Annotated in this window: 22 protein-coding genes and 1 tRNA gene; 14 read left to right on the top strand and 9 right to left on the bottom strand. The window is 54.7% G+C overall.

Annotated features, from left to right (window positions below):
• Positions 1–144: 144 nt before the first annotated feature.
• Positions 145–218, bottom strand: a tRNA-Ile gene (locus NW211_RS09055).
• A 278-nt stretch (positions 219–496) separates the two neighbouring features.
• On the opposite strand from NW211_RS09055, the gene NW211_RS09050 reads away from it, so the two are divergent.
• Both NW211_RS09050 and ribF read left to right on the top strand, forming a co-directional pair.
• A complete protein-coding gene (locus tag NW211_RS09050) occupies positions 497–1132 on the top strand; it encodes an HAD family phosphatase (RefSeq protein ID WP_258327619.1) in 636 nt (211 codons plus the stop codon).
• Positions 1129–2052 carry a riboflavin biosynthesis protein RibF gene (gene ribF, locus NW211_RS09045; RefSeq protein WP_087407823.1) on the top strand — a complete coding sequence of 308 codons (924 nt, stop codon included), beginning with the start codon at positions 1129–1131 and terminating at the stop codon, positions 2050–2052. Before NW211_RS09050 ends, ribF begins: the two co-directional genes overlap by 4 nt.
• Before the next feature lie 6 nt (positions 2053–2058).
• Here the strand turns inward: ribF and NW211_RS09040 are convergent, their stop codons facing one another.
• The 4 genes from NW211_RS09040 to xerD all read right to left on the bottom strand — a co-directional run bounded on the left by NW211_RS09040 (position 2059) and on the right by xerD (position 8172).
• Positions 2059–2784, bottom strand: a complete 726-nt coding sequence (locus tag NW211_RS09040; RefSeq protein ID WP_087407824.1) for a hypothetical protein — start codon at positions 2782–2784, stop codon at positions 2059–2061.
• A 12-nt stretch (positions 2785–2796) separates the two neighbouring features.
• Positions 2797–5247, bottom strand: a complete 2451-nt coding sequence (locus NW211_RS09035) for a YfhO family protein (protein ID WP_258327618.1) — start codon at positions 5245–5247, stop codon at positions 2797–2799.
• A gap of 176 nt (positions 5248–5423) precedes the next feature.
• A complete protein-coding gene (locus NW211_RS09030) occupies positions 5424–7106 on the bottom strand; it encodes a tetratricopeptide repeat protein (RefSeq protein ID WP_258327617.1) in 1683 nt (560 codons plus the stop codon).
• Positions 7107–7245: 139 nt separating this feature from the next.
• Positions 7246–8172 (bottom strand): site-specific tyrosine recombinase XerD, encoded by a 927-nt coding sequence (gene xerD / locus NW211_RS09025; protein ID WP_087407827.1) that lies wholly within the window; start codon positions 8170–8172, stop codon positions 7246–7248.
• Positions 8173–8641: 469 nt separating this feature from the next.
• On the opposite strand from xerD, the gene aroQ reads away from it, so the two are divergent.
• The 5 genes from aroQ to NW211_RS09000 are packed head-to-tail and all read left to right on the top strand — an operon-like array spanning position 8642 to position 12821.
• Positions 8642–9067, top strand: a complete 426-nt coding sequence (aroQ, locus tag NW211_RS09020) for a type II 3-dehydroquinate dehydratase (protein WP_258327616.1) — start codon at positions 8642–8644, stop codon at positions 9065–9067.
• A 13-nt stretch (positions 9068–9080) separates the two neighbouring features.
• The gene (gene pyk / locus NW211_RS09015; protein WP_087407829.1) at positions 9081–10547 is read left to right on the top strand and encodes a pyruvate kinase; all 1467 of its coding nucleotides are present in this window, start codon (positions 9081–9083) and stop codon (positions 10545–10547) included.
• Positions 10544–11179: an O-methyltransferase gene (locus tag NW211_RS09010; protein ID WP_087407830.1), complete on the top strand. Its 636-nt coding sequence runs from the start codon at positions 10544–10546 to the stop codon at positions 11177–11179. The genes pyk and NW211_RS09010 overlap by 4 nt, the downstream gene beginning before the upstream one ends.
• Before the next feature lie 55 nt (positions 11180–11234).
• Positions 11235–11570, top strand: a complete 336-nt coding sequence (gene rbfA, locus NW211_RS09005; RefSeq protein ID WP_087407831.1) for a 30S ribosome-binding factor RbfA — start codon at positions 11235–11237, stop codon at positions 11568–11570.
• A gap of 9 nt (positions 11571–11579) precedes the next feature.
• Entirely contained in the window at positions 11580–12821 is a 1242-nt protein-coding gene (locus NW211_RS09000; protein ID WP_258327615.1) for an ABC transporter permease, read from the top strand.
• A 121-nt stretch (positions 12822–12942) separates the two neighbouring features.
• On the opposite strand, the gene NW211_RS08995 is transcribed toward NW211_RS09000, so the two are convergent.
• The 3 genes from NW211_RS08995 to NW211_RS08985 all read right to left on the bottom strand — a co-directional run bounded on the left by NW211_RS08995 (position 12943) and on the right by NW211_RS08985 (position 15513).
• Positions 12943–13338 (bottom strand): HIT family protein, encoded by a 396-nt coding sequence (locus NW211_RS08995; protein WP_087407833.1) that lies wholly within the window; start codon positions 13336–13338, stop codon positions 12943–12945.
• Positions 13339–13730: 392 nt separating this feature from the next.
• The gene (gene greA / locus NW211_RS08990) at positions 13731–14201 is read right to left on the bottom strand and encodes a transcription elongation factor GreA (RefSeq protein ID WP_087407834.1); all 471 of its coding nucleotides are present in this window, start codon (positions 14199–14201) and stop codon (positions 13731–13733) included.
• Positions 14202–14370: 169 nt separating this feature from the next.
• Positions 14371–15513 (bottom strand): redoxin domain-containing protein, encoded by a 1143-nt coding sequence (locus NW211_RS08985; protein ID WP_258327614.1) that lies wholly within the window; start codon positions 15511–15513, stop codon positions 14371–14373.
• Between the two features lie 268 nt (positions 15514–15781).
• Between NW211_RS08985 and pnp the strand changes: the two genes are divergently transcribed.
• The 6 genes from pnp (at position 15782) to NW211_RS08955 (ending at position 23976) form a co-directional block, all read left to right on the top strand.
• The gene (gene pnp, locus NW211_RS08980; protein ID WP_087407836.1) at positions 15782–17947 is read left to right on the top strand and encodes a polyribonucleotide nucleotidyltransferase; all 2166 of its coding nucleotides are present in this window, start codon (positions 15782–15784) and stop codon (positions 17945–17947) included.
• Positions 17948–18108: 161 nt separating this feature from the next.
• Positions 18109–19578 carry an RNA polymerase factor sigma-54 gene (gene rpoN, locus NW211_RS08975; protein ID WP_087407837.1) on the top strand — a complete coding sequence of 490 codons (1470 nt, stop codon included), beginning with the start codon at positions 18109–18111 and terminating at the stop codon, positions 19576–19578.
• Positions 19579–19602: 24 nt separating this feature from the next.
• Entirely contained in the window at positions 19603–20217 is a 615-nt protein-coding gene (locus NW211_RS08970; protein ID WP_258327613.1) for a hypothetical protein, read from the top strand.
• Between the two features lie 22 nt (positions 20218–20239).
• The gene (gene purE / locus NW211_RS08965; protein ID WP_258327612.1) at positions 20240–20746 is read left to right on the top strand and encodes a 5-(carboxyamino)imidazole ribonucleotide mutase; all 507 of its coding nucleotides are present in this window, start codon (positions 20240–20242) and stop codon (positions 20744–20746) included.
• Positions 20747–20773: 27 nt separating this feature from the next.
• A complete protein-coding gene (locus tag NW211_RS08960) occupies positions 20774–22585 on the top strand; it encodes a 4-hydroxy-3-methylbut-2-en-1-yl diphosphate synthase (RefSeq protein ID WP_258327611.1) in 1812 nt (603 codons plus the stop codon).
• 17 nt (positions 22586–22602) lie between these two features.
• A complete protein-coding gene (locus tag NW211_RS08955; RefSeq protein ID WP_087407841.1) occupies positions 22603–23976 on the top strand; it encodes an MATE family efflux transporter in 1374 nt (457 codons plus the stop codon).
• A 139-nt stretch (positions 23977–24115) separates the two neighbouring features.
• Here the strand turns inward: NW211_RS08955 and NW211_RS08950 are convergent, their stop codons facing one another.
• Entirely contained in the window at positions 24116–24577 is a 462-nt protein-coding gene (locus NW211_RS08950) for an Lrp/AsnC family transcriptional regulator (protein ID WP_025278550.1), read from the bottom strand.
• A 296-nt stretch (positions 24578–24873) separates the two neighbouring features.
• On the opposite strand from NW211_RS08950, the gene NW211_RS08945 reads away from it, so the two are divergent.
• A complete protein-coding gene (locus tag NW211_RS08945; RefSeq protein ID WP_258327609.1) occupies positions 24874–25527 on the top strand; it encodes a TetR/AcrR family transcriptional regulator in 654 nt (217 codons plus the stop codon).
• Positions 25528–25545: the final 18 nt, after the last annotated feature.

Here is a 25545-nt window from a genome sequence, read left to right as displayed (position 1 = left end):
GTTTTCGAAAGATAGATAAGTGATACCGGGCCGGGAACATTGCGACAATGCTCCCGGCCTATTTTTTGAGAGCGTATCGAAACGAGGCAAAATAAAAAAGGCGAAACTCTGCGGGAGCTTCGCCTGATAGATTTTCTGAAGTTGTGGTCCCACTTGGGCTTGAACCAAGGACCCCCTGATTATGAGTCAGATGCTCTAACCAACTGAGCTATAGGACCGGCACGGATATTTCCGTAAGCGAGTGCAAAGATAGCGGTTTTCATAGAAAGCCACAAATATTTTGCCGTTTTTTCTCGAAAATATCGCGACGATAGAGTCCGGGCAGAGTTCAACGACAGATATTGCGGCTGAGTCGAGGATTGCCGACGGCTGCCTATCGTGCAATCGAAGCGGCCAGGGCCTCCCGGCAACAGGCCCGGATGTACTAAATTCTCTTTACAAATACCCGATAGCTGCACAAAATTCGCTACTTTTGCATCACTTAACTTGTAGAGCTATGGAGGCTTCATTGACGGGTATTCGCAATTTGCTTTTCGACTTGGGCGGGGTGATTATCGACCTCGACCAGCAGCGGTGCGTCGATGCGCTGGCGGCGCTGGGCGACACGCAGGCGGCCAACATGCTGGGGCTGTATGGCCAGCAGGGCGAGTTTATGAAACTGGAGGCCGGCGAAATATCGGCGGCCGATTTTCTGGCTTACATGCACCGTCGCATCGGTCGTGACGGGGTGTCGGACCGCGACATCGTCGATGCCATCAACGCGTTTCTCGTAGGTATCCCCGTCGAGCGTCTGCAGTTGTTGCGCCGGTTGCGCAGCCACTACCGGGTGATGATGCTGAGTAACACCAATCCCATCATGTTCGATACGAAGATTGCCGACTGTTTTGCCCAGGAGGGGCTGACGGTGGAGGATTATTTCGACGACATCTACCTCTCTTACCGGCTGAAAGCTTGCAAACCGAATGCCGAGATTTTCGAGAAGGTGATTGCCTCGTCGCACATCGTACCGCAGGAGACGCTCTTCTTCGACGACTCGCAAAAGAACCTCGATGCCGCCGCGGCTCTCGGATTCAAGACTCATCTCGTAACGCCCGACTGCGGCATTATCGACTTTTTCAACTCTCGCCCATGACCACCCGACCGACCGACATAGCTCCGAACCAACCGCTGTTTGCTACGCTGGGCGTATTCGATGGTGTGCACCGCGGCCACCGGGCCGTGATTGCCCGGGTCGAGGCCGAAGCGGCTGCACGTCGACTGGCATCGGCCGTGATTTCGTTTCGCACGCACCCGCAACAGGTGTTGCACCCCGAGGTGCCGTTTCGCCTGCTCACTTCGCCCGACGAACGCGAGGCGTTGCTGCGGCAAACGGGTGTCGACCGCGTGATTTTTCTCGACTTTACCCGCGAGATGTCCATGCTCTCGGCCTTCGACTTCCTTCGGGTGCTGTCGTCGCAGTACCGGGTCAAGGGGCTGATTATCGGCTACGACCATCGATTCGGTCACAATCGGGCCGAGGGATTCGACGACTATGTGAAATATGGCAAGGAGCTGGGGATGGAGATTCTACACGCCGAGGAGCTGGTGACCGACGCCGGGCCGGTGAGCTCGTCGATCATTCGCAAGCTGCTGTTGCAGGGCGACCTGGCCACAGCCAACCACCTGCTGTCATACCCCTATACGCTTCACGGGCATGTGGTGAACGGTTTTCATGTGGGGCGCGAGCTGGGATTCCCCACGGCCAATATCGACATCGACTACCCCGATAAGCTGATTCCGGCAAACGGGGTATATGCCGTGCGGATTGTACGGGCCGACGGACATCGCTACGGCGGCATGCTCAACATCGGCAACCGCCCTACCCTGAACCGCCCCAACGACTACTGTATCGAGGCCAATATCTTCGACTTCGCAGGCAATCTCTATGGCGAGGCTTTAGCGGTGGAGCTGGTGCAGTATATACGCCCCGAACAGACGTTTGCCCACATCGAGGCACTGCAGGCCCAACTGGTAGCCGACGAGGCCGCCATCCGCAAAATTCTGGCCGAATAGGCCCCCTTACAACGATACCTGATAATCCTGTTTGTTCAGTTTGGGATTGCAGCAGACAAACCCCACATTTTTCATGTCGACCGTCACGCGCACCCGCTCGTCCTTGAGGAGCGACTCCCACCACTCTTTCACCGCACTATTCCGGCGAATGCCGTCGATTATCAATATCGAAGGCTTGTCGAGCGCCGGGTCGAGCAACCGGGGCAACGCCCGATACTGAGCCTTGGGCAGACGATTGACCACGATATAGAAACCCTCGTGCTCACCGGCCAGATAATCGGGGAGTGCAATGGCATGAGGTTCCCGCACAAATTCGGCCTGCTCGCCGGCCTCGGCAAAGAGCTGTTCGGCAAAACTGCCAATCTCGGCATTCGGCTCGACTATCGTCAGACGTGCCGAACGCTCGGCCAGCCGCAAATAGAGCGACGAGATGCCCCACGAAGAGCCTATCTCGAGAATGTCGTCGGGCCGGAAGAAGTTGGTCAGCCGAAAAAAGAGACGCCCCCGGCTCTTGGAGATGAGCCGTCGCTGCCGTTTCTGCCGCCGCTGAAGGGCATCAATGACACGAGCACGAGCTATTGCCTCTACATCGTCGTAGGCATAATAACGGGCCTTCTCGCGTATCACCTTCGTGATGAGACGAAAGGCAAAGGGCGAGTGGATACCGAAGCCCCAGGCTTGACGCATGCGGCTCATCGGCGAGGTATACTCCTTCCAGAACTTCTTCTGCATAGACTACGGCTTTTAGGCTTGCGGTACCGATTTACGACGACGCCAATAGACTACCCCCGTGCCCACAAAGCCGGCCAGGATGAGGAAGAGCGACACATAGGCAATGGCTTCGGTCGTATGTACCGAGGGCGGGTCAAACCGGAATATCACTTCGTGTTCGCCGGCCGGCAGATTGACAGCCCGCAACACGTAGTTTACACGCGCCATATCGATGGGTTTCCCGTCGACAGTCACCTGCCAGCCCCAAGGGAAATAAATCTCGGAGAAGACCGCTAAACCGCCTTGTTGCGAACGGTAGCGATAGGTAAGCTCGTCGGGCTTGTAGGCAGTCTCGTAGATGGTGTCGCCGGCTGCGGGGGGAACCACCTTGTCGCCAATCTCCCGGGCAAAGCGGCGATCGGCCACCGCCGTGTGCGACGGGTCGAAGTCGGTAATGGCTGCCATCTCGGCATCGGCATTGTCGACCCACTCGACCTCCGATACAAACCAGGCGTTGCCCAGCGCTCCGGGGTTGCGCACGACGGTCTCGCGCCCATCCTCGAGCGGCTGTATGATGTAGCGGGTATTGAGCATGTTCAGTACCATCATGTTGCCATTGACGAGCTGACGGTCTATCAGGTCTTGATAGCGGCGCAATTTGGCGGCGTGGTAGCCGCCGACCGACTTGTGGTAATACGACGTGCGGGGCTCGTTGAAACTGGCTGCCAGCGTCTCGCCGGCCGCCGCATTGAGCACCCGGTAGTTCATGTCCTTGTCTTGCAGGATATAGCGGTCGGCATCGGTCATGGGGAAGGGATTGGTCTTGCGGGCCGGTGTCACGAAGTTGTCGCTGTTGAGATAGCGCTTGTTGACCGGATACATATCGCCTACCAGAATCACCGCCAGGGCCACCATGGCCACGGTAGCACTCACCTTCTTCCGATTGAGCAGCCACAGCACGGCAAAGCCCAGCACCACGATGATGAACGATCGCCAGGCATCGGCCGTGAAGATAGCCTTGCGGGCTTCGGCCACACCGGCAAAGAGTTCGGCATAACCGGGTTGACCGGCGGCTTCGCGCTCATAGTCTTTCAGGAAGGTATCGAAGAAGCCGGGAGCCAGAGCCGCCAGCAGAGCGATACCGGCCACAATGCCGCCGCTCAGGTAGAACCACCGTTTCTCACGCGAGAGTATCGACGGGTCGTCGAATATCTTTTTCAGCGCCAGCACGGCCAGCAGCGGCATGCAGAACTCGGCCACCACCAGGATGCTCGACACCGTGCGGAACCGATTATACATGGGGAAGTAGTCGATAAACCAGTCGGTGAGCCACATCATGTTCTTACCCCACGAAAGCATGACGGTCAGAATCGTCACCACCAGCAAGGCCCACTTGAGCGGCGTGCGCACGATGAAGCAACCCAGCACGAAGAGGAAGAAGATGAGGGCACCCACATAGACCGGGCCCGAGGTAAAGGGCTGGTCGCCCCAATAACGATCGAGCTGCGACAGGTAGGGACGAATCTCGGGATTGGCCGCCTTCACCGCCCGCTCGCTCTCAGAGAGCGGACCGCTGGCACCACCCTTGCTGTCGGGAATCAGGAGGGTGAGAGTCTCCATCTTGCCGTAGCTCCACTGGGTGATATACTCTTTGTCCAGACCGCTTCCGGCCGGTTTGGCCACCTTGTCGCCATCGGGCGAAGAGAGCTCGGTATGGCCTCCACGCATCGACTCTTTGGAATATTTGTAGGTGTGATACAGATTCGAAGCATTGGCACCCACGGCCAGCACGGCAGCTACCAGCAACACGCCGGTGGCCTTGAAAAAGCGCGGCATGGTGTGCGAGCGGTAGTGCTCCACGCCATAGGCAACGACTACGGCACAGATGACAAAGAGGAAGTAGTAGGACATCTGCACGTGGTTCGACATGATTTGCAACGCGCCGAAGAGTGCCGCCAGGGCTCCACCCAACAGATAGCGCCCCCGATAGGCCAGAATGATGCCGGCAATCGTAGGGGGAATGTAGGCGAGCGTGATGAACTTCCAGATATGGCCCGCCGCAATAATGATAAAGAAGTAGGACGAAAAGGCATAAGCCACCGCACCGAAGGCCGCCAGATACCACCGCACGTTGAGCGTGAGCAGCAGAATATAGAAGCCCAGCATCATGATGAAGACCAGCGACACGGGCGATACCAGCCACAGGTTATAGACGTGCTGCAACCCCTTCAGCGGAGCGTTGCTCGAGTAGGTGGGTGCAATCTGGAAGGTAGGCATACCCGAGAATACCGAGCCGGTCCAGCGAGGCATTTCGCCCGTTTGCTCGGCGTAGGTCTTGGCTTCGTGGCCTATGGCCAACCCCTGCTGGGTATCGTGTTGGAACAGAATCTTGCCTTCGACAACGTCGGGCGAGAAATAGATAAACGACAAGACGACAAACAACAGGACCGGCAAGAGGGCCCAAAGGTTCTTATGACTTTTCATTGTTACGAATCTGTATTTTTTTTGCAAATGTACAAGTTTAACCGTAATTATCACGCTCCCAGGCGAACAAACTGAAACAAAAACCCTCTTTCAGGCAACTTTGCCTTTCGGAGAAAAAAGAGGGCCGGGGTTGCACATGCAACCTCGGCCCTATGATGGTCTATTTATCTGCTAACTTATTTTACAAGCGAAGTGATGTCGAATTTGGCAAATTCAAGATCGGTAGCAGCTTGTTGAGCTTTTGCAGAATCCATGCTGATAGCTTTCTTCAGGTTCGAAACAACCATTTGTTCGTTGTTGGTACGAGCACCCAGAACAGCCATCAGGTAGTACGTGTTGGCATTGGGAGTTTCAACACCGGCCAGCGTAGCTTTAGCCTTGCTGTAATCTTTTACCAAGATTTGAGCCAGAGCGGCGTTGTTCGATTTAACATCGCCAAATGCTTTTACGGCTGCGTTGTAGTCGCCTTTCTTCATGTAGAATACACCCAGAGCTTCGTTGAGTTCCTCAACACCGGCCGATTTGCCAAAGGCTTGTTCGGCGGCAGCGTAATCGCTGTTCGAGAGAGCGATCAAACCTTGGTTCATAGCCACCTCGGGAGTATTGGGAGCGATGCGGGCAGCCTTGTCGAAGTTAGCTTTGGCAGCAGCGAGGTCGCCTTCTTCGTATTGAACCATACCCAGGTTGTTGTAACCACGGTAGTCGTTCGGATAGATTTCAACTACTTTCGTATAGATGGCAGCTTTCTCTTTGTTGGTCTTAACCAGCGTAGCAGCGTAGAGCAGTTCGTCAACCGAGAGGGCTTTAGCATCTTCTTGAGCCAGTTTCGAGATTTCCTCGTCCGATTTACCGATTACGTTCACCGAAGCCGTGATTCTCGAATAACGCAGTTGCGGGAGAATCTCCTCGGCCAATACTTTGAATACCGACGACATGTTCTTGATTTCACGTTCGCGTTGTTCGGGGTCGGAGTACATCGAAAGTACGTTCAGGATGAGCTCTTTGTCTTGGATGTTCGATTTCGAAACCAGTTCTTGGAAACCTTCCCAGTCTTGAGCCGTAAATTCGGCAGTCATGTCGGCTTCAACTTTGTCTTTCTTCAAGCTCTTCTTCATGTAGTTAACCGTATTCTTCTCACGGTTCTCGGCCAGCGTGGTATTCAGTTTCACACCACCATCAGGCGAAGCGTAAGACGAAATGTTGATGTTGGTCAACTCTTTGTTGGGAGCCGTAGCAGCAGCGTTGATTTCGTTGTGGAGAGCTTTCATCTCTTCCGATTTCAGTTGCTCAGCACGCAGGTTGGCCTGTTGGATGAGGAACATGATGTCGGCCGAGTAGGTCTCTTTGATAATACGTTGGAACTTGTCGGGCGTGATAGCGGGGTTCACCTCTTGAGCGTTGGCGATTTCGGCCGTAGAAACGACACCCTCGGCAACCGTTACACGAGGCAATTCATACGTTTTGTTACCTCTTTGAACTTTGAAAGCCAGTTGCAGTTCCGATTTACGCATCTCGGGAATGTATTTGAAGTTTACAGGCATGGAAACAACACCACCCATTTTGTACGAAATGGCTTGGTCGTTACCTTCTACCTTTTCCCCTTGATAAACAAACGGAGTACCGGCAGTTTCACCCTCGGCGTAAACCAGGTAGGGAGTTACTGTAACTACCGATTTCTTATCGAAATACTTTTCAGGGAAAGTTCCCGTAATGGTTGCAGGAACCTGGCCACCTACTACTTCAAGAGGAGAAGGGGTCACCGTAAAATAATCGGCCGATAACGGCTTCATGTCTTTGTTACACCCTACAAATGCCAATGTCATGAGAAGCATTAGGGGAAGATAGATTTTCTTAATCATAATAATAATTGTTTGGTTACACTTATTTTTGAAATATTTCCTTTCCTATTTTGAAGAACAGAATTAGTGCATTTCATATTTAAAGGCAAAAATAAACAAAAATAGAACACTCTCACTATTTTTATACAATTTTTTTTCTCTAACCCCCTTTATTGGGGGCTTTCCGCTGGTTTCGGGGATGATATTGCAAGATTTCCTGCCGCAGGAACTGCCTGTCGAGGTGGGTATATATCTCGGTGGTGGTGATGCTCTCGTGCCCCAACATCTGTTGAATGGCCCGCAGGTTGGCCCCCCCCTCGAGCAGGTGGGTGGCAAAGGTATGACGCAGCGTGTGGGGGCTCACCTGCTTGCGAATGCCACACCGCTCGCAGGCCCGTTTCACAATATAGTAGACCATCACCCGGGTAAGCTTCGCCCCCCGCCGGTTCAAAAACAGAATATCTTCGCTGCCCCGCTTGATGTCGAGCTCCCGCCGGTCTTCCAGATAGAGGTTTATCTCGCGTATCGCGTTCTGCGAGATGGGAACGAGGCGACGCTTCTCGCCCTTGCCCTCGACAATGATATAACCGTCGGTCAAATAGAGGTCGGAGATACGCAGCCCCACCAGCTCCGACACCCGCAACCCGCAACCATAGAGGGTCTCGATGATGGCTCGGTTGCGACGGTCCTCGGGTTGCGACAGGTCGAACGACTCGACCATACGGTCTACCTCATCGACCGTGAGCACATCGGGCAACTTCACCCCCAGCTTCGGACTCTCGATCAACTCCGAAGGGTCGTTCTCGATGAGCTTCTCCAACTTCAGGAAACCGAAAAACGACTTGATTCCCGAGATGATGCGAGCCTGCGACCGGGCTCCGATGCCCAGGTCTTGCAACGTGCATACAAACCGGTGCAGGTCGTCGCCGGTAACCTGACTCCAATCGAGATTCTCGGTCTGAATAAAATCCACAAGCTTCTCGACATCGCATTGATAGCCCTCTACCGTATTGGTGGAAAGCCCTCGTTCCAACTTCAAATAGCGCCCAAAACGCTTCAACAAATTATCTGCATCGACTTTTGGCATACTCTTTTTATCCGATATATCATTTTTTTCCGTAATTTTGCCCTATCTTAGGGAGAATATCCCGGAGCATCGGCTTTCAGGGCAAAGATAGTGAAAGGCGAGAGCAGAAAAATCAAACTCGTTTGAGATTTTTTGCCGAGCCGTATCCTGTCTTATCTAAAGATAGTGAAAGGCGAGCGCAGAGACAAACCGAAACGGAGTTTCGTGTTTTGGCTATGCCGAGCCGACTCCTATCTTCTGTAAAGATAGTGAAAGGCGAGTGCAGAAAAATCAAACTCGTTTGAGATTTTTTGCCGAGCCGCATCCTGTCTTATCTAAAGATAGTGAAAGGCGAGAGCAGAGACAACTGAAAACAAAACTTTCAAATTGGACTATGCCGAGCCGTATCCTATCGCATCGAATCTAAATAGACAAAAAGGCCGGAGGGACAATCGGCAGAGAGACTCTCCGTACAAAAAAGATTGTTATTATGGATATACTCATTATCAACGGGCCCAACCTCAACTTGTTGGGCAAACGGGAAAAGAGCATTTACGGGGAAAAAAGTTTCGACGACTTTCTCGGCGAGTTGCAACAGCGCTATGCCGACCACCGCATCGGCTATTTCCAGTCCAATATCGAGGGCGAACTCATCGACAAGATTCAAGAGGCGGGGTTCTCTTGCGACGGCATCGTGCTCAATGCCGGAGCCTACACCCACACCTCCATCGCCTTGAGCGATGCCATACGTGCCGTACCGGCTCCCGTGGTCGAGGTACACATTTCCAATATCCACGCCCGCGAGGAGTACCGCCACAAATCCATGATAGCGGCAGCCGTTGCCGGCTCGATTATCGGGTTCGGACTCGACTCGTACCGACTTGCCATCGAGGCTTTGATTGAAAAAAAACGATAAACCCCTTTCACCTATGTCCAAATACACGAAAATAGTAGCGACCATATCCGACTCGCGCTGCGATGTCGACTTCATCAAACAACTCTACGACAACGGCATGAATGTCGTTCGTATGAACTCGGCCCACCTGCAGGAAGAGGGATTCCGCAAAATCATCGACAACGTGCGCGCCGTCTCCAACAAAATAGCCATCCTGATGGATACCAAGGGCCCCGAGGTGCGCACCACCGCACTGGCCGACGGTAACAATCTGTCGTTTGTCACGGGCGACTTCGTGCGCATTACCGGCCGCGAGGGGACCCTCACCGGCCACGGATACATCGGGGTAAGCTACCCCAACTTTGCCCAAGACCTGGAGGTGGGCAGCCACATCCTCATCGACGACGGCGAACTCGAGTTCATCGTACGCGGCAAAGAGAACGACGAACTGCTGTGCGAGTCGCTCAACAACGGCGAACTGGGAGCCCGCAAGAGTGTCAACGTGCCGGGCGTGCGCATCAACCTCCCCTCGCTCACCGAGCGCGACATCCGCAACATCCGCTATGCCATCAAGCAGGAAATCGACTTCATTGCCCACTCGTTCGTGCGCAGCAAACAGGATGTGCTCGACATTCAGGCCATTCTCGACGAGTATAAGAGCCCGATCAAGATTATCGCCAAAATCGAAAACCAGGAGGGTGTGGACAACATCGACGAGATACTCGAGGCCGCATACGGCGTGATGGTAGCCCGCGGCGACCTGGGTATCGAGGTACCCCAGGAGAAGATTCCCGGCATCCAGGCCCGCCTCATCAAGAAGTGCATCCAGGCCAAAAAGCCGGTTATCGTCGCCACCCAGATGCTCCACTCGATGATCAAGAACCCCCGGCCCACCCGTGCCGAGGTAACCGACATAGCCAACGCCATCTACCAGCACACCGACGCCCTCATGCTCAGCGGCGAGACGGCCTACGGCAAATATCCCGTCGAGGCGGTAGCCACCATGGCCCGCGTAGCCGAGGAGGCCGAAAACAACAAGCTCACCGAGAGCAACATCCGGGTCATTTCGTCGGCCGACGAACCCGACGTCACCTCGTTCCTGGCCAAACAGGCGGTAAAGACCTTCAACAAACTGGGTACAAAGGCCATCATCACCGACAGCTATACGGGCCGCACCGCCCGCTATGTGGCTGCCTACCGGGGACGCTACCCGGTGCTGGCTCTCTGCTACTACGAGCGCACCATACGGTTGCTGGCTCTCTCTTACGGCGTATTCCCCCTCTATCAGGAGCGCACCCGCACCTCGCGCGAATACCTGTTCAACGGCCTGAACCACCTCATGGAGCTGCACCTCATCGACCGTGACGACCTCATTGCCTACCTGGGCGGAGGATTCGGCGAAGGAAAGGGCACCACATTCCTCGAGATAAACCGGATAAGCGAAGTGCTCGACAACTTCAACCACTATACCTTGCCCAATATCGAAGACGCCGAAGCATGACCCGCGAACTGGAAGAGTACATATTGACCCACATCGACCCCGAGGACGAACTGCTTGCCGCGCTCGACCGGAATACGCACCTGTATCACCTGCGGCCCCGCATGGTGTCGGGCCATCTGCAAGGGCGCATTCTCAAGATGTTCTGTCGCATGATGCGGCCGCACCGCATCCTCGAGCTGGGCACCTTCACCGGCTACTCGGCCCTCTGCCTGGCCGAGGGGTTGTGCGAAGGGGGCGAAGTGCATACCATCGAAATCGACGACGAAATCGAAGACTTCACCCGCAGCTACTTCGACCGCTCGCCCGTAGGCGACCGCATCAAACTGTACATAGGCGACGCCTGCGAGATTGTCCCCTCCCTTGCCGACACCTACGACCTCGTGTTTATCGACGCCAACAAGCGCGACTATCTGAAGTATTACGAGCTGGTGTTGCCCAAGGTGCGGCCGGGGGGTATCATCCTGGCCGACAATACCCTGTGGGACGGCAAGGTGGTGACCGACCCGCACAGCCGCGACGCCCAAACGGTGGGCATCGAACGCTTCAACGACTTCGTCGCCACCGACAACCGGGTAGAGAAGGTGATTCTGCCCCTGCGCGACGGGCTCACCATTTTGTGGAAAAAACCGTAATGCCACACAATCTTTACCCACTCAACTTGGTTATATCTAAAAAAAGGAGCTATATATGGAAACAACACGACAGAACAAAATAAGCCGCCTGCTGCAGAAGGAGCTGAGCGACATTTTTCTGGGCGAAACCCGCAAGACCCACGGCATCATCATCTCGGTGAGCGTGGTACGCGTCAGCCCCGACCTGAGTACGGCCAAAGCCTACCTGAGCATCTTCCCGCCCGAAAAGAGCGCCGAAATGATTGCCAACATCAACGCCAACGCCAAGACCATACGCTACGAACTGTCGCAGCGCGTGCGCTTCCAGTTGCGAAAGACACCCGAACTCTCGTTCTTCCTCGACGACTCGCTCGACTACATCGAGAACATCGACTCGCTGTTGAAAAAATAGCGTATACCGATGAGTCGGCTCTCCCGCAAAATTGCCTGGCGCTACCTTTTCTCCAAGAAGTCGCACAGCGCCATCAATGCCATATCGATCGTATCGGTGTGCGGGGTGGCCATTACCACGCTGGCACTCATCTGCACCCTGTCGGTCTACAACGGATTCACGCAGCTGATCGGGTCGCTCTATTCGCAGATAGACCCGCAAATCAAGATTACCCCGCGTGAGGGGAAAACGCTCGATACCGAGGCTCCCGAGCTGAAACAGATAGCTTCGTGGCCCGAGGTGGCCATCGTCTCGCCCGTCATCGAGGAGAATGCCCTGTGCCAATACAAGGACCGCCAGCAACCGGTGCTGGTAAAAGGGGTTCCCGACAACTATACCCAGCTGTCGCACATCGAGGAGCTTATCACCAGCGGCACCTTCATGCTCAACGACGGGCGAGTCGACTATGTATCGCTGGGCATAGGCATTGCCGCCCAACTGGGTATCGCCACCAACACCCCCTACCCCGTAGAGCTCTATGCTCCCAACCGGCTGGGACGGGTCAATCTGGCCAACCCGGCACAATCGTTCAACAGCAGGCGTTTCTTCGTGGCCGGCGTCTTCTGCTCCAACCAGGCCATCTACGACGACCAACTGGTGATTCTGCCCCTGGCCACCGCCCGCGAGATGTTCAGCTACACCACCGAGGCAACCGCCATCGAGCTGCGCCTCGCTCCCGACTACACCGAGCATGCCGTGGCCCAGAAGCTGAAAGAGACTTTGGGCGACTCGTACCGCGTGGCTACCCACATCGAGCAGAACGACTGGTACAAGTGGGTACAGATTGAGAAGTGGATTACCTTCCTCATCCTCTCGTTTATCCTGATGATTGCCACCTTCAATGTGATAGGCGCCCTCTCGATGCTCATCATCGACAAGAAACGCGACATCGACACCCTGCAAAAACTGGGAGCCGACGACCGACTCATCTCGCGCATATTCCTGGCCGAGGGGTGGCTCATCTCGGCTATCGGGGCCGGTTCGGGCCTCATTCTGGGGGTAATACTCTGCTACCTGCAACAGGAGTACGGGTTGCTGAAGCTGGGCAGCACCGAGGGTATGTTCATCACCGACGCCTACCCCGTACGGCTCGAACTGTTCGACACGCTGGCCGTCACCGCCATCGTCCTCATCCTGGGCTTCGTTACCGCCTGGTATCCTGCCAAGTTTCTGCGCAAGCGCCTGCTCGCCGAGAAATCAAATAGAGAGTAACCTCTGGCACGCATACCTACCTCTTTAATATATACTAATACTTATCCCATGCCAACATACCAACAGGGCGGCCCAAAACTGTTTTTGAGCCGCCCCGTCGTTATCTTGGTCTATCTCCTCATCACTTCATTTCGCGAGCAATCGCATCGGCAATAGACTGCATTTCGGCAGCGTCGAGCGACAGCTTGTCGCGGAAGAAATTCATATCGGACTCGTGGTTGATAGGCACCAGATGAATGTGCGTATGAGGCACTTCGAGACCCATCACGGCCACACCTACCCGTTTGCAGGGCACGGCCTTCTCGATAGCCCGGGCCACCCGTTTGGCGAAGCGGGTGAGACCTACATAAGCCTCGTCGTCGAGATCGAAGATATAGTCGACCTCCTTTTTCGGAATCACCAGCGTATGCCCTTTGGCTACGGGATTGATGTCGAGGAATGCAAAATAATTCTCGTCCTCGGCTACTTTGTAGCACGGAATTTCACCGGCTACAATACGACTGAAAATGGTTGCCATGGTTTCTTGTTTTTTAGTTGTTACAAAGATAGTGAAAGGTGAGAGTAGAGGCAAAGGAAAACGCAGTTTTCAACTTTGACTATGCCGAACCGACTCCTATCTTATTCAAAGATAGTGAAAGGTGAGAGTAGAGGCAAAGGAAAACGCAGCTTTCAACTTTGACTCTGCCGAACCGACTCCTATCTTATTCAAAGATAGTGAAAGGTGGGAGCAGAGGCAAAAAGAAAACAAACTTTTCATCTTGAAGTTGTGTCGGAGCTGCTCCTGTCGGCGACAAGATAGGGAAAGGGAACAAAAAAAGCGTTCTCCCACTCTGCAAACTATAGGAGAGAGCGGGAGAACGCCTGTGACAAAAAAGCCGATATGCAACGTGTGCATACCGGCCTATGGGGTTAAATGGAAATATCTACAATCTCGAACGACATCAGGCCCGAAGGAACCTGAATCTCAACGATGTCGCCAACCTGCTTGCCCAGCAGACCTTTGGCGATAGGTGTCGTGGCCGAAATCTTGCCTTCACGCAGATTGGCCTCCGACTCCGACACGATGGTATATTTCATTACCGCGCCATTCTTGACATTCTTGATAGTTACGGTGTTCAAGATTTGCACCGTGTGGGTGTTCAACTTACTCTCGTCGATGAAACGGGCGTTGGCCACGAGATCTTTCAACTGCGAGATTTTCATTTCGAGCATGCCCTGTGCCTCTTTGGCTGCATCATACTCGGCATTTTCCGAGAGGTCACCTTTGTCGCGAGCTTCGCCAATCGCACGAGAGATTTCGGGACGCTTCACATTTTCGAGATAAGCTATCTCTTCCATCAGTTTTTTGTAACCTTCTTCGGTCATGTACGTAATAGCCATAATTTTACTCCTATAGTGTTTATAAATTATTATTCCATATTAAACAAAAAAGAAATCCCGCCGTTAGCCGGGACTCCTTTTTGTGCTTTCACTGTGACAAAGATACGCCCTTTTTTTAATCTTCCAAAAAAAAACGCCGAGAATCGTCAAAAGTTTACTTGTCGGCTCATTAGAGACGCGATTGTATAGCAGCCTCGATTTCACCCACTTTCTCGATGCGTTTCACAATGCCGTCGTTCTTGTCGATGACGAAACAGGTAGGCAAGTTCTTCACATTATAGATAGCGGCGTTGCGCGAATAGACACTCTGCGGATCGCGCACGCACACCCACGGCAGATTGTCGGCAGCTACCTTCCACGACTGTTCGTCGGCATCGAGCGAAACCTGATAGATCTGGAGACCACGGCTCCTGTATTTCTTGTAGAGTTCGGCCAGCTTCATATTGTAAGCCGGGGAATAATCGGTCTGGTAAGCGGTGAAACTGAGAAGCACCACCTTATTGGCTTCCACCTGCTCGCCCAAGGTCTGCTTGCGACCCAACTGGTCATACAGTTCCACGTCGATATACGAGGTAGTCTCTGCCTCGATATTGGCCTCGTTGCTCTGGCGGGCAGCTCGCTCGGCAGCGATGGCTTCCAGTGTCATCTGCTTCAACTGCTTGGCGCGGGGCGACTCGGGATAGTGCATATCGAAACTCGTAGCCACGGCGGCAATCAACTTGCGATCTTCGGCATTGTAAGGGTCGAATACCCGACTGCCGTTAATCTCCTGGAACACGATATAATAAGCGGCGGCCGATGCCGGATTCTCCAGCACCAGGTTGAGCATCTTCTCCTTGTACTCGGCCAAAGCCTGAATAGCTTGTGCCCGCAAGGTATCGACCTGGATGCTGTTGGCCGATACAGCTTTGTTGAGTTCATTGATGCGACGTTTCAACTTACCGCTCTCGTCGGTCACGATGCGCATCTTGGTACATTCGTCCGAACCGGTCAGTTCGTAGCCGTCGGCAAAATCGGTAGCCCGGGCCGAGAACGACAGCGTCTCGGTAGAGTCGACGGCAAAATGAACCAGAGCCCCATCCAACCGCAGCTGATAAAACTCGGGATATTGCGGTGCCTCTTGTTTGAATTTGAAAGCGCCCTTGTCGTCGAGAGTCACCGAGTCGAGCGCCACAGGCTGTCCCGTAGCCAGCGATTCGAGGTAAAGCATTTGTCCGTGAGCACCCGTCACGTCGCCTTCGATGGTAAACTGCCGCTTGCTACACGAGGTAACAGCCACGGCTATCGCACATAAAAATATCCACTTTCTCATTGTTTCAGATTTTAAGTTCATGGCCATCTCCCCTTGGAGAAAACCAGTTACAAAGATATGTTTTTTTTCACACATTCCAATGCCTCGGTGCCTCTGTACCAAAAGCAAAATGAAAGAATGCCCCCGCAAAAAACCGCACTATCTGTTCGCCAAACTACTTTTATAGGCGATATTTTTTCATTTTTATTTCATAATCATAGTTTTGCATTCAAACTTTCATTATCTTTGCGTGATTTTGAGAAGAAAAAAATACAGAAAAATCGATTTTATGATTAAACAAGTTATTAAGAAGACCATCGATTTGGGTGATGGAAGGACCATCACCATCGAAACCGGCAAGCTCGCCAAGCAAGCCGATGGGGCCGTAGAAGTACGCATGGGCAACACCATGCTGTTGGCCACGGTATGTTCGGCACAAGAAGCCGGTGAAGGCGTGGATTTCATGCCTTTGCAAGTAGAATACAAAGAGCGTTATTCAGCTTTCGGCCGTTTCCCCGGAGGTTTTACCAAACGTGAGGGCCGAGCTTCAGACTACGAGATACTCACCGCCCGCCTGGTAGACCGCGTACTGCGTCCGTTGTTCCCCGACAACTATCACGCCGACACCTTCGTGAACATCATGCTGTTCTCGACCGATGGCGTAGACATGCCCGATGCCCTGGCCGGTCTGGCCGCATCGGCTGCCCTGGCCGTGTCGGATATTCCCTTCAACGGTCCTATTTCGGAAGTACGGGTTGCCCGCATCGACGGTAAATTCAGAATAAATCCTACCTTCAGCGAACTCGAAAGAGCCGACATGGATTTGATGGTAGGTGCCACTTATGAAAACATCATGATGGTCGAAGGCGAAATGGACGAAGTTTCGGAGGCCGACCTGCTCGAAGCCCTCAAAGCCGCCCATGAAGCCATCAAGGTTCACTGCCTCGTACAGAAAGAGTTGGCCGAGGCCGTGGGTTCGACCGTAAAACGCGAATATTGCCACGAAACCAACGACGAAGATCTGCGCAAAGACGTGTGGGCAAAATGCTACGACAAGGCTTACGCCATTGCCCGCTCGGGTAATGCCGACAAGCACGCCCGCCAAAACGCCTTCGACGCTATCGTCGACGACTATCTGGCCGGTCTGAGCGAAGAAGAGCTCGCCGAAAAGGAACCGCTCGTACGCCGCTACTACCACGATGTAGAGAAAGAGGCCGTACGTCGCTGCATCCTCGACGAAGGCATCCGTCTCGACGGCCGTACCACCACGCAGATTCGCCCCATCTGGTGCGAAGTAGACTACCTGCCGGGTCCTCACGGATCGGCCGTATTCACCCGTGGTGAGACTCAGGCCCTGGCCACCGTTACCCTCGGTACCAAACTCGACGAGAAGATTCTCGACGACGTGCTCAACCAGGGTCGCGACCGCTTCCTGCTGCACTACAACTTCCCCCCCTTCTCGACCGGCGAAGCCAAAGCTCAACGCGGCGTAGGCCGTCGTGAAATCGGTCACGGCAACCTGGCCAACCGCGCCCTCAAGCGCATGATCCCGAAGGATTACCCCTATGTAATCCGTGTCGTATCGGATATTCTCGAGTCGAACGGCTCGTCGTCGATGGCTACCGTTTGTGCCGGTACGCTGGCCCTGATGGATGCCGGTGTACAAATCAAGAAACCGGTTTCGGGTATCGCCATGGGCTTGATTACCGACAAAGACAATGTGAAATATGCCATCCTCTCCGATATTCTCGGTGACGAGGACCACCTCGGCGACATGGACTTCAAGGTGACCGGTACCCGCGACGGTATCACCGCCACCCAGATGGACATCAAGTGCGACGGTCTCTCCTACGAAGTTCTCGAGAAAGCCCTGAACCAGGCTCGCGAGGGTCGTATGCACATCCTCAACATCATCACCGACACCATCGCCGAACCGCGTGCCGACCTCAAGCCGCATGCGCCTCGTCTCGAGACGATGATTATCCCCAAAGAGATGATCGGTGCCGTAATCGGCCCGGGCGGGAAAATCATCCAAAGCATTCAGGAAGCCAGCGGTGCCATCGTTACCATCGACGAAATCGACAACGAGGGCCACATCGAAATCTCGGCAGCCAACCTCGAGTCGATTCAGGATGCCAAACGCCGCATCAAAGCCATCACGGCTCAACCCGAAGAGGGCGAAACCTATACCGGTGTAGTGAAATCGATTCTGCCCTTCGGTGCATTCGTAGAGATTCTCCCCGGCAAAGATGGTCTGCTCCACATCTCGGAAATCAGCTGGGACCGTCTCGAGACGATGGAGACCTCGGGTATCCACGAAGGCGACGAAGTAACGGTGAAACTCATCGAAATCGACAAGAAGACCGGCAAATACCGTCTCTCGATGAAAGCTCTGTTGCCCCGTCCCGAAAGAGCCCCGCGCAACGACCGTCACCGCGACAACAAGAAACAGTAACAGATTCTATCTGTTCCGCCATACGAGCCGTATATCATCCCGATATACGGCTCTTTTTTTTCGCCTACCTCAAACAGATATTGCGCGGGGTTAAAAATTCTCATTTTTTTACTTATTTAGCGTAAAAATCGTTACCTTCGTTTGCAAATGATTCTCGGCCTATGGCAGCACTGAAACAGCAGCTACAACAGAAGCTGCAACAAAAGCTCTCACCCCAGCAGATACAGCTCATCCGGCTCCTCGAACTTACCGAAGTGGAGTTTGAAGAGCGCGTGCAACAAGAGCTGGTCGACAACCCCGCCCTGGAAGAGGGCCGGGAAGAAAGTCTCGACAGCCTGAACGACTACAACCCCAACGCCGACGAAGACGGGAATCCCACCGAATCGGCCGAAGAGCTCTCGCTGGGCGACTACCGCACCGAAGACGACATCCCCGACTACCGGCTCGAGGCCGACAACTTCTCGAAAGACGACAAGAAAGAGGATATTCCCTTTGTCTCGGCTTCGTCGTTCCACGACTACCTCGAGAGCCAGTTGGGCGAACAGCCGCTCGACGACACGTCGTATCAGATTGCCCAATATATCATCGGCAACATCGACGACAACGGCTATCTGCAGCGCCCCATCCAGGCCATCACCGACGACCTCATCTTTCAGGTGGGGCTCGACGTGCCGGTGAGTCAGGTCGAGGATATTCTGCAAATGATTCAGGAGTTCGAACCTGCCGGTGTGGGGGCCTCGAATCTGCGCGAATGCCTGCTGCTGCAGCTCGAGCGTCACGAGGGTACACCCGCCAACCTGCTGGCCTACAAAATCGTGGACCAGATGTTCGACGAGTTTTCCAAGAAGCACTACGACAAAATCATGCGCCAGTGCAACGTGAGCGAAGAAGAGCTGAAACAGGCCATTCACGAAATCACCCTGCTCAATCCCAAGCCGGGCAGTGCCTGGAACAACAGCTACTCGGGCAACTCGGAGCACCACATCATCCCCGACTTCTACGTCGAGGCTCAGGATGGCGAGCTCACCATCAGCCTCAACAACAGCAATATACCCGAGCTGCACGTAAGCCGCGACTATCAGGACATGCTGGAAGACTACTCGTCGAACAAACAGAACCAGACCCGCGACAAACGCGATGCCCTCTTGTTTGTCAAGCAGAAACTCGACGCGGCCCAGTGGTTTGTCAACGCCGTGAAACAACGGCAAGAGACACTGCTCAAGACCATCACGGTCATCGTCGAGCTGCAAAAGGAGTTTTTCCTCACCGGCGACGAGCGTACCCTCAAGCCGATGATTCTGAAAGATGTGGCCGAGCGTACCGGCTACGACATCTCTACCATCTCGCGGGCCAGCAACAGCAAGTATGTGCAAACAAATTTCGGTATTTATCCGTTAAAATATTTCTTCTCCGAGGCCATGCAGAACGATGCCGGCGAAGAGGTCTCGACCCGCGAAATCAAACGGCTGCTGCAAGAGCTGGTCGACCACGAAGACAAGCGCAAGCCGCTCTCCGACGACAAGCTGTGCGAGATGCTGCAACAGAAGGGATACCCCATAGCACGACGTACCATCGCCAAATATCGCGAGCAGCTCTCCATCCCCGTGGCCCGGTTGCGCAAAGAGATTTGAACGACTAAAAAAACATAACGACTTATGAACAAACTGGCAACCCTACTGTCGACCGTGTTTCATCCGCTGCTCATGCCTACCTACGGCATCGCCATCGCGCTCTACACGTCGTACATGCGCATCTTCGGCGACCGCCTGCTGGGCATCGTCATCGTGGGGGTGTTGCTCACGACCTGCATACTCCCCTCGCTGGGCATCTATATTCTCTACAAACTGGGGCACATCAGCGACTTCAGACTGCACGAACGCACCGAGCGTACCATCCCCTACCTCATCAACTTCGCCTGCTACGTAGCCTGCTACCTCTATCTCTACCGATTCGGGATACCCAGCTGGATTATCGCCTTCATCGCGGGTGCCATCGTCGCGCTCATCATCTCGCTCTTCATCAACCGGTACTGGAAGATAAGCGCCCACATGGTGGCAGCCGGCTCCATGGTGACGCTGGTATTTCTGATGAGTTTCTACAGCCTCATGCTCACCCCCTATATCCTGCTGCTGCAGATTGCCTCTGTGCTGCTGGCCGGTGCCATAGGCTCGTCGCGCATCCTGCTCAAACGCCACACGCTGGGACAGGTAGGCGCCGGATTTGCCCTGGGGATACTCTGCTGCGGGTCGATGTTCTTTATTTTTGCATAACCGATAAGTAATATATACCATTATGAAACCTATTGTAAGTATAATCATGGGGAGCACCTCCGACCTCCCCGTCATGGAGAAAGCAGCCAAGCTGCTCGACGAGTGCGAAATCCCCTTCGAGATGCTGGCCCTCTCGGCACACCGCACCCCGGCTCAGGTCGAGGAGTTTGCCAAAGGAGCCAAAGCCCGCGGCATCAAAGTCATTATCGCTGCGGCCGGCATGGCTGCACACCTGCCCGGCGTCATCGCCTCGATGACCCCGCTGCCCGTCATCGGTGTGCCCATCAAATCGGGCATGGAGGGTCTCGACGCCCTGCTGGCCATCGTGCAGATGCCCCCGGGAATCCCCGTAGCTACCGTAGGTATCAACGCCTCGCTCAATGCCGCTATCCTGGCTACCCAGATGCTGGCCCTGGGCGATGCCGCCATCGCCGAAAAGGTGGAACGGTATAAAGCCGGACTCACCCAGAAGATCGTGGCCGCCAACGAGGCTCTGGCCGAAGTCAAATACAAATTCAAAACCAACTAATCGCTATTCACGCCGTTCTCTTTTATCATGGACTATTACAACTACCGTCGCCGGGAAAGCAGCGTCGTACAGATAGGTGACACGCCTCTCGGAGGGTCGTACCCGATACGCATACAGTCGATGACCAACACCTCTACGCTCGACACCCCGGGCAGCGTAGAGCAGTGTATCCGCATTATCGAGGCCGGGGCCGACTATGTGAGACTTACCGCCCAGGGGGTGCGCGAGGCCGAAAACCTGGCCAATATCGAGAAAGAGCTTCATGAGCGGGGATACCACACCCCGCTGGTGGCCGACATCCACTTCAACCCCAAGGCGGCCGACGCAGCGGCCTGCACCGTCGAAAAGGTGCGTATCAACCCCGGTAACTTCGTCGACAGCGCCCGCACCTTCAAGCAGATAGACTACACCGACGAGGAGTATGCCGCCGAACTGAAACGCCTGCGGGAGCGGTTTGTCGCCTTCCTCGACATCTGCAAGGAGCACCACACGGCCATCCGGCTGGGAGTGAACCACGGTTCTCTCTCCGACCGCATCATGAGCCGCTACGGCGATACGCCGGCGGGCATGGTCGAGTCGTGCATGGAGTTCCTGCGCATCTGCCGCGACGAACATTTCGACAACGTAGCCATCTCAATCAAGGCCTCCAACACGGTGGTGATGGTAGCCACCGTGCGGCTGCTCATCCAGACGATGGATGCCGAGGGCATGCACTACCCGCTGCACCTGGGGGTGACCGAAGCCGGCGATGGAGAGGACGGACGGATAAAGTCGGCCGTGGGTATAGGCACCCTGTTGGCCGACGGTATAGGCGACACCATACGGGTTTCGCTGAGCGAAGCGCCCGAGGCCGAGGTGCCGGTGGCCCGCAAGCTGGTCGACTACATCACCGCCCGGGCCGGCCATGCTCCCATTGTGGCTCCCGAACTCTCGCTCGAGCAGTTGGCCGCCCGCCCCAAAGAGCACATCGAGGAGATTGGCGCCGGCGAACAGCCGGTGGTCATCGCCGAGGGGAAACCCGGCGAGGGAGCCAAGGCCGACTTCTACTACACCCGCGACCAAGCGGCCGGGGGTGCGGTGCGTTCAATTGTCGACTATCCCCACTACCGGGGTGAGGCCCACACCTGCCCGCTCTTCCGGGCAACCGACTGGCAAGCCCTGACCTCGTGCCAGGCTCCGCTGCGGTTCCTGCAGGCCGACACGACCGAACTGACCGAGCCGCTGCTCAACCGGTTGGCCGGCGAGAAAGGGGTTTTGCTCATCGTCACCTCGCACCACATCAACCCTGTGGGCGACACGCGTGCCGCCTTGGCTCGGCTCACCGCAGCCGGCTGCACCTGCCCCGTGATACTGAAGCGCGACTATCGCGAAAACAACCCTGAGGACCTGCAAGTGAAGGCCGGAGCCGATTTCGGCCCCTTCCTGCTCGACAGCCTCATCGACGGTATCTACCTCTGCAACGAGGGAGAAATAGCAGCACAGAGCCTCACAGACTACATGTTCACCATTTTGCAGGCCGCCCGCAAGCGGTTCAGCAAGACCGAATACATCTCGTGCCCCAGTTGCGGACGCACCATGTTCGACCTGCAAACGACTCTGGCCCGGGTCAAAGCGGCCACCTCGCATCTGACCGGACTCAAAATAGGTGTCATGGGCTGTATCGTAAACGGTCCCGGCGAGATGGCTGATGCCGACTACGGCTACGTGGGTGCCGGTCGCAACCGGGTGAGCCTCTACAAAGGCAAGAGCTGTATCGAAAAGAACATACCCGAGGAGCAGGCTATCGAAAAGCTCATCGCCCTCATCAAAGCCAACGGCGACTGGTGCGACCCCGCTTGAGATTTCTGACCTGAACAATGAACGACAGCAAGAACAACATTCGCGCCGAACTGGCCACGCTCCCCGTGGGCAAACTGCTTTGGCGGTACTCGGTACCGGCCATCGTGGGGACGATGGTCATGTCGCTCTACAACGTAATCGACCGCATCTTTATCGGGCAAGGTGTGGGCCCCGACGCCATATCGGGGCTGGCCCTCACCTTCCCCATCATGTCGATTTCGGGAGCCATCGGCATGCTGGTCGGACAGGGTGCGGCGGCCCGCATCTCGATTGTGATGGGACAGGACGACAAGGAGAAGGCCGAGAAGATTCTGGCCAACAGCCTCATCCTCTCCGTCACCTTCGCCCTCTGCTACCTCTCGCTCTTCGTCATCTTCATGGACGACATTCTGCGCAGCTTCGGCGGCAGCGACCGCACCATACCCTATGCCCGCGAGTTCCTGCTCTACATCATGCCCGGCATGCTCTGCACCAACCTGTGCTACAGCTTCAACAACATGATGCGGGCCTCGGGCTATCCCGGCAAGGCCATGTACACGATGCTCATCGGCGCCTTCTCCAACCTCGTTCTCGCCCCCATCTTCATCTTCGGCCTCAAGCTGGGCATCAAGGGGGCAGCCATCGCTACCGACATAGCCATGGCCATCTCGGCGGTTTTCGTGATGGCACACTTCTGCAACACCCGCAGCAACGTGCGGTTCCACCGCCGGTACTTCAAGCTCGAGTGGGCCATCCTCATCAACATCGTCTCCATAGGCATGTCGCCCTTCCTGGTCAATATCGCCAGCAGCGTAATCAACGCCATCATCAATACCTCGCTCTACCGCTACGGAGGCGACGAGGCCATTGGTGCCTTCGGCATCTTCAACAGCTACGCCACCCTGGTGGTGATGCTCATCGTGGGGCTGTGCCAGGGCATGCAGCCCGTCGTGGGCTACAACTACGGAGCCGGCAACTACGACCGCATGAAACGGGCCTTCAAGATTACCTGTGTCGTGGCCACCCTCTGCGCCACGGTGGGGTGGATAGGTTCCACCTTCTTCCCCTACTACATCATACGGGCCTTTACCACTGACGAACATCTTATCGACGTGGCTATACACGGCATGCGCATCGCCATGGGCGTCTTCCCCATCGTGGGCATCCAGATGGTCGCCACCAACCTGTTCCAGTCGCTGGGCATGGCCTCGAAGGCCATCTTCATGAGTCTTACGCGGCAGGTCATCTTTCTCATACCGCTGCTGCTCATCTTCCCCCGCCTGTTCGAACTGAACGGCGTGTGGGGCGCCATGCCGGTATCCGACACGATTGCCACCCTCGTCACCCTGCTGATGCTCTGGCAAACCAACCGGAAACTGGGGCAAAACAATCGGGTAACGCCCGCCGCTTGAGAAAATACGGCATGCTTCCCCCATGGATTATTATCCAACCCGCTGATAACAAACGAGGATGGCCCCGCGCTACATGCGTCGAAGCCATCCTCGTCTTTATACGTCGAGTCTGCACAGCGTGTCCCGTGCAAATCGTTGCTTACTCCTTCATCACCGGAATTTCGCGGTTCATGCTCTGCTCGAGCGAGATAAGCGTCTCGGTCGAAACCACCCCCTTGATGTGCTGAATCTTGTCGTTCAAGAGCTCCATCAGATGCTCGTTGTCCCGGGCATAGAGCTTGCACAACATTGTATAGGGACCTGTGGTAAAGTGGCACTCCACTACCTCGGGAATCTTTTCGAGCTCGGGAACTACATCGCGATACATCGACCCCTTCTCCAACTTCACCCCAATATAGGTACAAGTTCTGAAACCCAGCGACTTGGGGTTCACATGATACCCCGAACCGGTAATCACGTGCATATCGATCATGCGCTGTATGCGCTGGTGGATAGCCGCACGCGAAACGCCGCACTCGGCGGCTACGTCTTTCGACGGAATGCGAGCATTGCGCATTATAATCTCGAGAATCTGACGATCTAGATTATCTATCTTTTCCATAAAATTTTATTTACATAAATCATTTTGCGACAAAAATATCACTTCTTTTTGAATATACAACTATGTTTTAGCTATTTTTTTTGACAAAAAGATACTTCCCTTACTAAAAACAGATGGCTTATTGAGCCTTTATAAGATACTTTTTCATAAAAAAATGAAGAATACAGAAGGGCTGAAACACTTTTCGAAGCGGACTGCCGCCTCCCCGATTGTGTTAAAAATCGATTTTTTATTGTCGATTTTGTCCAGAATAGTTATAATTGCAATTAACAGCGCTGTTAAATAAAACATGACCTATGTCACAAGCCAAACCCAACACCAAAAGAAAGAATACCGAGGGAGCCGTCATGGCGGCTGCCGAAGAGTTGTTTCTCGAGAAAGGATACCTGCTGGCCACTACGACCGAGATAGCCCGCCGGGCCGGTGTAACACACGCCATGCTACACTACTATTTCCAAACCAAGGAACAGATTTTCTTCAAGGTTCTCGACAAAAACCTGCACGAACTGTTTACCTCGGTACGCAATGCCATGTCGGCCGAAACTATTGCATTTTGGCCCAACCTGAAAGGTGGCGTAATCCGTCTGCTCGAATTCCTCGACCAGCATCGCCAACTGGTCAGTTTCCTGTACGACGTAGCCCGGCACAACCCCGAACTGCTGAACCGTTACCGCGAAAGCACCATAAGCCTCATTTCGGGACTTGCCGGCCATCACAAGGTCCTGCTCGACAACGAGGTGCGGGCCGGCCGGTGCAACCCCATCACCTTCGAACAACTGTTTCTCGACCTCATTTCGCTGAGCTTCTCGACCTACATGTCGGTACCGGTGATGGAACAGGCGGTGGGAATGCCGCGTGACCAGATAGACCAGGCCCTGAAGAGGCGGCACGACGAGATTATCGCCCTGCTCTACCACCGGCTGTACGGCCGATGTGAGCCCGACCGATAACCGGGAAAGAAGGAATCA

The sequence above is a fragment of the Barnesiella sp. ET7 genome (genome assembly GCF_024733785.1).
Lineage (GTDB): Bacteria > Bacteroidota > Bacteroidia > Bacteroidales > Barnesiellaceae > Barnesiella > Barnesiella merdigallinarum.
This window is presented reverse-complemented; position numbering and strand designations above follow the sequence as displayed.

Bases quoted from the DNA above. Each gene is read 5' to 3' on its own strand.
- aroQ (WP_258327616.1), top strand. From the start codon at position 8,642: ATGGATATACTCATTATCAACGGGCCCAACCTCAACTTGTTGGGCAAA.
- ribF (WP_087407823.1), top strand. From the start codon at position 1,129: ATGACCACCCGACCGACCGACATAGCTCCGAACCAACCGCTGTTTGCT.
- NW211_RS09035 (WP_258327618.1), bottom strand. From the start codon at position 5,247: ATGAAAAGTCATAAGAACCTTTGGGCCCTCTTGCCGGTCCTGTTGTTT.
- rpoN (WP_087407837.1), top strand. From the start codon at position 18,109: ATGGCAGCACTGAAACAGCAGCTACAACAGAAGCTGCAACAAAAGCTC.
- NW211_RS08945 (WP_258327609.1), top strand. From the start codon at position 24,874: ATGTCACAAGCCAAACCCAACACCAAAAGAAAGAATACCGAGGGAGCC.
- NW211_RS09000 (WP_258327615.1), top strand. From the start codon at position 11,580: ATGAGTCGGCTCTCCCGCAAAATTGCCTGGCGCTACCTTTTCTCCAAG.
- NW211_RS09010 (WP_087407830.1), top strand. From the start codon at position 10,544: ATGACCCGCGAACTGGAAGAGTACATATTGACCCACATCGACCCCGAG.
- NW211_RS09050 (WP_258327619.1), top strand. From the start codon at position 497: ATGGAGGCTTCATTGACGGGTATTCGCAATTTGCTTTTCGACTTGGGC.
- purE (WP_258327612.1), top strand. From the start codon at position 20,240: ATGAAACCTATTGTAAGTATAATCATGGGGAGCACCTCCGACCTCCCC.
- NW211_RS08995 (WP_087407833.1), bottom strand. From the start codon at position 13,338: ATGGCAACCATTTTCAGTCGTATTGTAGCCGGTGAAATTCCGTGCTAC.
- NW211_RS09040 (WP_087407824.1), bottom strand. From the start codon at position 2,784: ATGCAGAAGAAGTTCTGGAAGGAGTATACCTCGCCGATGAGCCGCATG.
- pyk (WP_087407829.1), top strand. From the start codon at position 9,081: ATGTCCAAATACACGAAAATAGTAGCGACCATATCCGACTCGCGCTGC.
- NW211_RS08960 (WP_258327611.1), top strand. From the start codon at position 20,774: ATGGACTATTACAACTACCGTCGCCGGGAAAGCAGCGTCGTACAGATA.
- NW211_RS08970 (WP_258327613.1), top strand. From the start codon at position 19,603: ATGAACAAACTGGCAACCCTACTGTCGACCGTGTTTCATCCGCTGCTC.
- NW211_RS08950 (WP_025278550.1), bottom strand. From the start codon at position 24,577: ATGGAAAAGATAGATAATCTAGATCGTCAGATTCTCGAGATTATAATG.
- rbfA (WP_087407831.1), top strand. From the start codon at position 11,235: ATGGAAACAACACGACAGAACAAAATAAGCCGCCTGCTGCAGAAGGAG.
- NW211_RS08955 (WP_087407841.1), top strand. From the start codon at position 22,603: ATGAACGACAGCAAGAACAACATTCGCGCCGAACTGGCCACGCTCCCC.
- xerD (WP_087407827.1), bottom strand. From the start codon at position 8,172: ATGCCAAAAGTCGATGCAGATAATTTGTTGAAGCGTTTTGGGCGCTAT.
- greA (WP_087407834.1), bottom strand. From the start codon at position 14,201: ATGGCTATTACGTACATGACCGAAGAAGGTTACAAAAAACTGATGGAA.
- NW211_RS08985 (WP_258327614.1), bottom strand. From the start codon at position 15,513: ATGAGAAAGTGGATATTTTTATGTGCGATAGCCGTGGCTGTTACCTCG.
- pnp (WP_087407836.1), top strand. From the start codon at position 15,782: ATGATTAAACAAGTTATTAAGAAGACCATCGATTTGGGTGATGGAAGG.
- NW211_RS09030 (WP_258327617.1), bottom strand. From the start codon at position 7,106: ATGATTAAGAAAATCTATCTTCCCCTAATGCTTCTCATGACATTGGCA.